This is a genomic window from Peribacillus sp. CSMR9 (genome assembly GCF_033141925.1).
Classification (GTDB): Bacteria; Bacillota; Bacilli; order Bacillales; family DSM-1321; genus Peribacillus; species Peribacillus simplex_A.
Genome location: NZ_JAOPHO010000137.1, coordinates 1 through 3,634 on the forward strand (window position 1 = coordinate 1; position 3,634 = coordinate 3,634).

The 3,634-nt window shown below is 35.6% G+C and carries 5 protein-coding genes; 4 read left to right on the forward strand and 1 reads right to left on the reverse strand.

Annotated features, from left to right (window positions below; genetic code table 11):
• Positions 1-98: 98 nt before the first annotated feature.
• Positions 99-1,220: an NADH-dependent flavin oxidoreductase gene (locus N9I19_RS24140; RefSeq protein ID WP_317779242.1), complete on the reverse strand. Its 1,122-nt coding sequence runs from the start codon at positions 1,218-1,220 to the stop codon at positions 99-101.
• 240 nt (positions 1,221-1,460) lie between these two features.
• On the opposite strand from N9I19_RS24140, the gene N9I19_RS24145 reads away from it, so the two are divergent.
• The 4 genes from N9I19_RS24145 (at position 1,461) to N9I19_RS24160 (ending at position 3,415) form a co-directional block, all read left to right on the forward strand.
• Positions 1,461-1,883: a MerR family transcriptional regulator gene (locus tag N9I19_RS24145; RefSeq protein WP_317779243.1), complete on the forward strand. Its 423-nt coding sequence runs from the start codon at positions 1,461-1,463 to the stop codon at positions 1,881-1,883.
• 367 nt (positions 1,884-2,250) lie between these two features.
• Complete coding sequence (locus N9I19_RS24150; protein ID WP_317779244.1) at positions 2,251-2,457, forward strand: DUF5316 family protein; 207 nt, start codon at positions 2,251-2,253, stop codon at positions 2,455-2,457.
• Positions 2,458-2,643: 186 nt separating this feature from the next.
• Positions 2,644-3,066 carry a hypothetical protein gene (locus tag N9I19_RS24155; protein ID WP_317779245.1) on the forward strand — a complete coding sequence of 141 codons (423 nt, stop codon included), beginning with the start codon at positions 2,644-2,646 and terminating at the stop codon, positions 3,064-3,066.
• A gap of 145 nt (positions 3,067-3,211) precedes the next feature.
• A complete protein-coding gene (locus tag N9I19_RS24160) occupies positions 3,212-3,415 on the forward strand; it encodes a hypothetical protein (RefSeq protein WP_317779246.1) in 204 nt (67 codons plus the stop codon).
• Positions 3,416-3,634: the final 219 nt, after the last annotated feature.

The window sequence follows — 3,634 nt, forward strand, 5'->3', positions numbered from 1 at the left end:
AAAATCAACGGCCAAATTGTACAACTCATAAAAAATAGACAAACTCGATTTTCATCGAGTTTGTCTACAGTCTGAAAGTAGCCCGTAGGGCTACTTTTTTATTTACTAATATTAAACCAACCTGGCGATGCTTGAATTACATTCCATAGTTTTTCTGGAATATTAAGCTGGTCAAGTTTCGATACGTCCAACTCAGAAGCGACCTCGTCTTCAAGTCCATTTGCGACCTTTTCAACCCAATCAGGATTCATAATTAACGCATGCCCAATAGCTACAAACGGTAATCCTAAATCCATAGCTTTAAGTGCATCATCTGGTGTTATCATGGAACCAGCAGCCAACACCGGTACCTTACCGTTCGCTTTTTCAAGAATCAATTCAAGCCGTGTTTTTTCATCTTGACTATCAACTGGCTTTGAAGACACATTATCTAATGAAGCATGTATATAATCTAAATTTTGTTCAATAAGGAAATCAATTAATTTATATGTGTCTTTCATACGTAATCCGTCCACTTTGGAGGATTCTTCAGGGGAAAATCTGAATCCTAAAATGAATGGTTTTGTAGCATGTTTTTCAATGACATTTTTGATTTCTTCAATAATTGCCAATGGAAAACGTAAGCGATTTTCAAGTGATCCTCCCCATTGGTCAGTCCGTTGATTTGTCGCTGGCGACCAGAAATTCTGAATTAAAAATCCATGAGCCCCATGAATTTCGACGCCATCAAATCCGGCTTCAATCGCTCTTCTCGTTGTGTCTCCAAAAGCACGTATAATCGACAGGATTTCCTCATGTGATAGTTCTCTTGTTTCTGCAGTTGTGCCCAAAGCAGTAGCCTCAGGTTGCAATCTACTCGCACTAACTACATCCAATCCAGGTAAGGCTTTATTGCCTGCATGAAAAATCTGTAGTATCGCAGGAGAGCCTCCACTTTTCGCTGCCTCAGCTAATTTTCGTAAACTTGGAATAAATTCATCATTGTCCCCAGCGAATTCATTCGTAAAACCCTGTCCATTCGGTGTAACATGAGTACACCCTGTAATGACGAGTCCTACTCCATTTACTCTTTGTTTGTAATATTTTACCTCTTCATCCGAAATGGTAAGGTCGTCATTACTTGACCATGTTGTCATAGGTGCCATAACGACTCTATTCTTGATTGTTATTCCACTTCTGAATGTGAAGGATTCAAATAACTTACTGTATTTTTGATTCATTTCATTAACCTCTCTATCCTAAATTATTGTAATGATGGAAGTTTATCTTACTGCATTATTGTTACCATGATGAGCCATCATAACTCTCCCTATTGGAAGTTCTACTTTAGTATAATTAGTTGACGTTAGGGTAAGTCAAGCATAAATATTAACATGATTAAACCAAGATTTTTGGATTTTCAGAATCCTTTATGATATTATTTTAGTTACAGTAACTGTAGATAAAGGTGGGGCAGGTAAATGTTGTATTCAATGAAATATGTAGTGGAGAACTTAAATATAACGGCAAAGACACTTAGATTTTATGAAGAGCAAGGGATACTGCCAAATGTATCTCGTGATGAGAATGGTCGAAGAGTTTATTCCGAACAACATATAGATTGGATTTCTTTTATTCGTTGTCTCAAAGAGACAGGAATGTCTCTTGCTAAGATAAAAGAATATAAGGATCTTTTTGGAGTAGGAAATGCTACCTTCTTGCAAAGACAAGAAATGTTGGTGAAGCATAAATTGGAAGTGCAGAAGAAAATTGAAGAAGACTTAAGGCACTTGGAGGAAATAAACTATAAGATAGCCATGTATGAACTTCAGAAAGAAGAGGTTAGGAAAAATCCTAATCATAACTTTAAATGTCACGGTCTGGAGATTAAGAATATGAAGTAATGTACTTACGCTAAAGGGTGCGTTAGCTGAAGATCGGAGTTGTCTTGAAGGCAGCTCTTTCTTTATGCAACTACCATGAAAATAAGTTTCTTTAAAAAAGAAAAATGACAATATTAAGAAGACCCTGCTCAATCGTTTTAAAAAAGAGGAGAGCGTTAATAAATTAGCATATAGATTAGGGTTGACTGGATTAAGGTTAGTATCAGTATTGACACTTCCTAACCATTTTCATTCTTTGTGGTGAATCGCCGATTTTTGCGATTCATGGATGGCTAACGGGGCAGGATAGTTCTATAAGAAACCCAATGAATTCCATGGTATAATATGTAATGAAAATATACGAGAGCCTAACAAGGGGGAGTTATTAATGTTTCAGTTTTTTCTTATTGTTGGGATAGTAAGTATTGTTATTTCAGGTGTTTTTATCGGAGCATGGACAGGTGGCCAACAACAAAGAGCAAATTATCATTCAGAAACAACAAAAAATCGAAGCTTTAGAACGAAAATAGCATTAATCTCAGGTCTCATAGCTGTAATCTGTTTGGGTATTTCTGGATTAATATACTTTGTATAATAATACTGCTCTTCAACTAATGGGTCTTTACTTCAATAAGGAAGGTTGCTGAGGCAGCCTTTTTCTTATGGCACTAACGGGGCAGTTTAGTTTAACAAGAAGTAGTAAAATGGAGTTGATAAAAAACTAAAATTCCTCAATCAACACTGTTTATGAATGGTACAATTGGAAAAAAGAGGTGTGAGTATGAGGAAATTATTATGGAGTTTCAGTTTGCTTGTTATTATTGTGGCGTTAGGGGGATGTTCAAGTTCCTCTAAAACTTCGGGTTCTCCTGAGGCAAAAGACGTTGTCTATCAAATACAAATAGTAGAGTACGGTGGATTAAGTGATAGACGAGCTGTATTGGATAAAGAAAGTGTCAAAAAGATTGAAGACATTATAGCAGATGTCAAATGGGATAAAACAGTATCAGTTGATAAAGGTAGCAAAGAAGATGCTGTATTTTGGTTTATAGACCAAGATAACAAGGAAGGGCAGAAATATAAGGTGTGGTTCAACGAAAATGGCTCCGCAGACGTGCAGGATGAAAAGCAGGTATGGGGCGTTGTGGAAGGGAAAGACGGCGAAACATTATCCTCTATTTTCAAACTTAATGAACAGAAATAAAGAATAGAGAAATATTAAGCTAATGGGTGCGTGACTTGAACGATGGTAATGCCCTTTTTTAAATTAACAGGGAGTTTAATGGAAGAATTATATGGTTGGCTATTGTACAATTTTGGTCATTAAAATAGGATTGGGGAGGGATTTTATGAATTATGAATATAAAGAGAAAGAAAAGAAAAATGGACCATATGTTTCAATTAGGGATAAAGGTGAGAATTCATTGTTAGAAGTAGAAAGAAAAGGAAATCAGATAGAAATAGTTACATATTGGCGTAATGATAAAACAACCAAATTTACAATGCCCATAGAACTGTTTGAAAAAATGTCCAAAGGAATGATTCAAGAATAACACATTGTGTTATTGCATTTAAATTGTGCTTTAATCCATTAGCAGGAGCTGATCAGCAGCTCCTTTTCTTATGCAACTATAGGGGCAGGATAGTTCAAGAATTAATTTTAGTTAAATAGGGTAATTTATGCTTAAAAAGAGGTGAAATATGAGAAAATTTGTGGTTATGTTTTTCGTGATAATGTTAATGTTTACTACAACTAAGTTAGTTAATGCAGA

What these genes read in the sequence shown, in the direction of transcription:
- N9I19_RS24145 (WP_317779243.1), top strand. Translation starts at nt 1,461, where the DNA reads ATGTTGTATTCAATGAAATATGTAGTGGAGAACTTAAATATAACGGCA.
- N9I19_RS24140 (WP_317779242.1), bottom strand. Translation starts at nt 1,220, where the DNA reads ATGAATCAAAAATACAGTAAGTTATTTGAATCCTTCACATTCAGAAGT.
- N9I19_RS24160 (WP_317779246.1), top strand. Translation starts at nt 3,212, where the DNA reads ATGAATTATGAATATAAAGAGAAAGAAAAGAAAAATGGACCATATGTT.
- N9I19_RS24155 (WP_317779245.1), top strand. Translation starts at nt 2,644, where the DNA reads ATGAGGAAATTATTATGGAGTTTCAGTTTGCTTGTTATTATTGTGGCG.
- N9I19_RS24150 (WP_317779244.1), top strand. Translation starts at nt 2,251, where the DNA reads ATGTTTCAGTTTTTTCTTATTGTTGGGATAGTAAGTATTGTTATTTCA.